Below are 3,352 nucleotides of genomic sequence, written 5' to 3' on the forward strand. Positions count from 1 at the left end.
CCGCCGTCGCCGCGCCGCGCGAGACGGCCTCCAGCTTCTCCAGCACCGCCGAGACGTGGTGATCGACCGTCTTCGGCGAGATGGTCAGATGCGCCGCGATCTTCTTGTTGGAGAAGCCGCGCTCGATCAGTTGCAGCACCTCCATCTGGCGTTGCGTGAGGCCCGCTTGATTGGCGCGCGTCGCCTGCCTTGGCCCTCTCGCGATATGGCTGACGCCGCTTTGCCGCATCATGCCGCGCACATGCTGCGCCACCGGCCTTGCGCCAAGCGCTTCAAGAATGTCGAGCGCCTCGCGCAGCGCCGCCTCGTTGCCTTGCAGCAAGGCGAGCGCGCGCTCGAAGGGAGCGTCCGTCCCTGCCCAGAACGCCGCGGCGCCGCGCCAGTCTCCGGCAAGCAGAAGGCGATGCGGCTCGGCCATGCCAATGGTCTCGCCGGGATCGCTGTCGGGCGACAGCAATTGCCGCCAGATCGCCAATTCGCCGAACACCGCCCGCGTCGGCGACTGGCTTTCGGCGAGGTCGATCAGGCGGAGCGCCTCGTCCGGATCGCCTTGCCCGAGCCATGCGAGCTCCGCCATCACCGCCGCGTAAGGCACCAGCCGCTGCAGCTCCATGCCCTTGTCCAGGAAGCTTGTCATCTCGTCCAGCACCGGCTCGGCCGATGGATCACCCCGCCTGATGCGCAGCCTTGCCAGCGCCACCAGCGAGGGGTAGCGCACCAGCGCGGTCGCTGCCTCGTCGTCGATGACGTCATGCGCTATCGCCGCCGCGTCGTTCCACAGGCCGCGCCGCAGCAGCAACTGCGCCTGAACGCCGCGCATGTAGTCGCGCCAGGTCGCCAGATCGTTCTCGACGCAATAGGCGATGCCGCGTTCGAGGAAGGCTTCCGCCTCGTCGAAGCTGAGCCGGTTCATCTCGACGCAGGCGCAATTGGTGAAGGCGCGGGCCGCATGCTCCTGGAAATTCCCCGCAAGGGCGATTCCCAGGCTGCGGGCGAGATCGCGTCGCCCTTTGGCGAAATCCAGCCATTGCCCGGCGGCGCCGACATTGTTGAGTGCGTGACACAGGATGTCCGGCCGGTTCAGCCGCTCCGCCAGCGCGATCGCCTTGCCACCCAGCGAAAGCGTCTCGTCGAGCCTTTCGGCCAGCATCGCCAGTTGGGAAAGGTTCGAGTAAGCCATGGCAAGCTCGGGACTGTCGGGCGCCGTTTCCAGAAGCTCGACGGCCTGCGACCCGAACCGGTCCGCCGCCTCGCGGTCGCCGAGCAGGTAGGCGAAGCGTGACAGGCATCTGAGGCTGTCGCCTTCCTTCAGCCTGTCGCCCAACGCTTGCTGCAGCCGGCGCGCCTCACGCTGCGCCTCCATGGCCGCGTTGATGCGGCCGATGAGATGGCATTCGAAGGTATGGCCTTCGTGCAGCGCGGCCCGGCTTTCCATCGGCAGGCCATCGCAATACCGCAGGGCGACCTCGTAATGGCCGGCGGCATCGCGATGCGCGCCGACGCGGGAAGCCTCGCGCGCGGCAAGCGGCGCAAGCTCGCGCACCGCCTCCAGGTTCTGCGCCTCCACCGCGTGATGCACCAGCCTTGCGGTGGCCACATCGGGGTTTTCCTGCAGTGCTGTCAGCGCGCGCTGGTTGTACTCGCGCCGTCGGCTCGGCGTCAGCGCCATCTCGATGGCCCGGCGAGCGATCTCGTGCCGGAAGGCGTAGCCGTCGCCGAAATCCTCGAGCAGGCCTTGGCTGACGCATTCGGCGAGCTGACCGGCGGCGGCGATCCCGCACAGGCCCTGCAGTGCCCAGGCGTCGGCGCGGCGCGGAAACACGGACACCGCGTCGAGCATCGAGCGGGCGCCGGGCGACAGCCGCTCCGCCCGGGCCAGCACCGCGTCGCGTACGCTGGCCGGCAGCGCGCTGTCGCTTTCGGCGGCAAGCAGTTCGGCGACGAAGAAGGCATTGCCGGCGGTGGCCCGGTAGATCGCTTCGCCCTCGCGACCGGCCTGTTCCGCGAGCGACAACACGGCGGCCTCACTGAGCAGCGGCACCTCGATACGCGTGACATTGCTGGCCGGGATCTCGCCGAGCGCCCGGCGCACGCGCATCTGCCCCTCGCTGCGGTCGGTGCGCGCCGTGACCAGAAGCAAAATGTGGGTGTTTGCAATGCGCCGGCCGAGGAAGCGGACGAAATCGAGCGTAGCGTCATCCGCCCAATGCAGGTCCTCGATGACGAGCAGGCTCGGACCCTTCGCCTCGAAGACGTCGAGCGCATCGGAAAACAGCGGCAGCCGCTGCCCCTGCCGGGCGTCGATCGCCCGCGGCAATTCCCATTGCGCCTCGCGGGCGAGGTCGTAGAGCGGCCCGAGCGGATCCGGGATCGACAGGTCCTCGCAGGCGCTGCGAAGCAGCGTCACGCCTTGCCCGACATGACCGACGAAGGCCTCGACCAGCGCCGTCTTGCCGGCGCCGGCCTCGCCTGACAGCGCCGCGACGCGGCCGCGGCCCTGCATCGCATCCGCCACAAGGGCCTCCAGTTGCCGCAGTTGCGTCTGCCTTTCCAGAAGCATTCTCGTTTCTCTCGCAAAGTCAGGATTTCACCGCGGCGGGTGCCGCCTCGATAGTCCGGATGAGCGCGCCATAATGTGACCTTCCACACATTATGGTGCCTCTCTCCACAAATAACGCCCCTAATGTGGGGAATCGTCCCGCCCAATATGGGGAAAGGTTCCGATGCGCGGCTTTTGCGAGCGTGGTTTTAGTGCGGCCGCGCTCGAACCGAGCGTGATTCAATCACCAAAGGAAAACCAATCATGCCTCGCTATCTGGTTGAACGGACATTTCCCGATGGGCTCAACGTGCCGATGAACGATGCCGGCGCGACGGCCATGGGCGGCGTCATCGCCCGCAACGCCGAAAAGGGCGTGACCTGGGTGCAGTCCTTCGTCTCGCCCGACAAGTCGAAGAGCTTCTGCATCTACGACGCCCCCTCGCCCGAGGCGATCCGCAGCACCGCGCAGAAGAATTCGCTTCCCGTCGACAAGATCACGGAGGTGCGGGTCCTCGACCCCTACTTTTATCGCTGATCAAGCGGACGATGCGCTTCAGATCATCCCTGCCGGTGGCGGACCTGATGGCGTGCCGGACGGCGAGGGAGTATCCGCCCCGGCGCATATCCTCGCGCCACGGCGCGGCATCATCCAGCGGGCCGTGGCGGCGCTGCTTTCGCCTCTGCGAAACCGGCGCCGCCGATTGCCCCCGCGGGACGATTATCTGAGACGCGATATCGGCCTCGAGGAGCGCGAGATGCCGCGCGAATACTGGGAATATTGGTGGCATCACCGTTGATGCAGCCCCTTCCC

At 67.3% G+C, this 3,352-nt stretch carries 3 protein-coding genes; 2 read left to right on the forward strand and 1 reads right to left on the reverse strand.

The genetic code is table 11. The features are described from left to right. The coding region (locus EOA38_RS31475) for a LuxR family transcriptional regulator (RefSeq protein ID WP_127301060.1) at positions 1-2,560 on the reverse strand (2,560 nt) is incomplete at its 3' end. A 243-nt stretch (positions 2,561-2,803) separates the two neighbouring features. On the opposite strand from EOA38_RS31475, the gene EOA38_RS31480 reads away from it, so the two are divergent. Both EOA38_RS31480 and EOA38_RS31485 read left to right on the forward strand, forming a co-directional pair. Then, positions 2,804-3,076: a DUF4242 domain-containing protein gene (locus EOA38_RS31480; protein ID WP_126091742.1), complete on the forward strand. Its 273-nt coding sequence runs from the start codon at positions 2,804-2,806 to the stop codon at positions 3,074-3,076. Positions 3,077-3,128: 52 nt separating this feature from the next. Further along, positions 3,129-3,338: a hypothetical protein gene (locus EOA38_RS31485; protein ID WP_127301061.1), complete on the forward strand. Its 210-nt coding sequence runs from the start codon at positions 3,129-3,131 to the stop codon at positions 3,336-3,338. Positions 3,339-3,352 lie beyond the last annotated feature (14 nt).

This window comes from Mesorhizobium sp. M1E.F.Ca.ET.041.01.1.1 (assembly GCF_003997355.1).
In the GTDB taxonomy this organism is placed as follows: Bacteria; Pseudomonadota; Alphaproteobacteria; order Rhizobiales; family Rhizobiaceae; genus Mesorhizobium.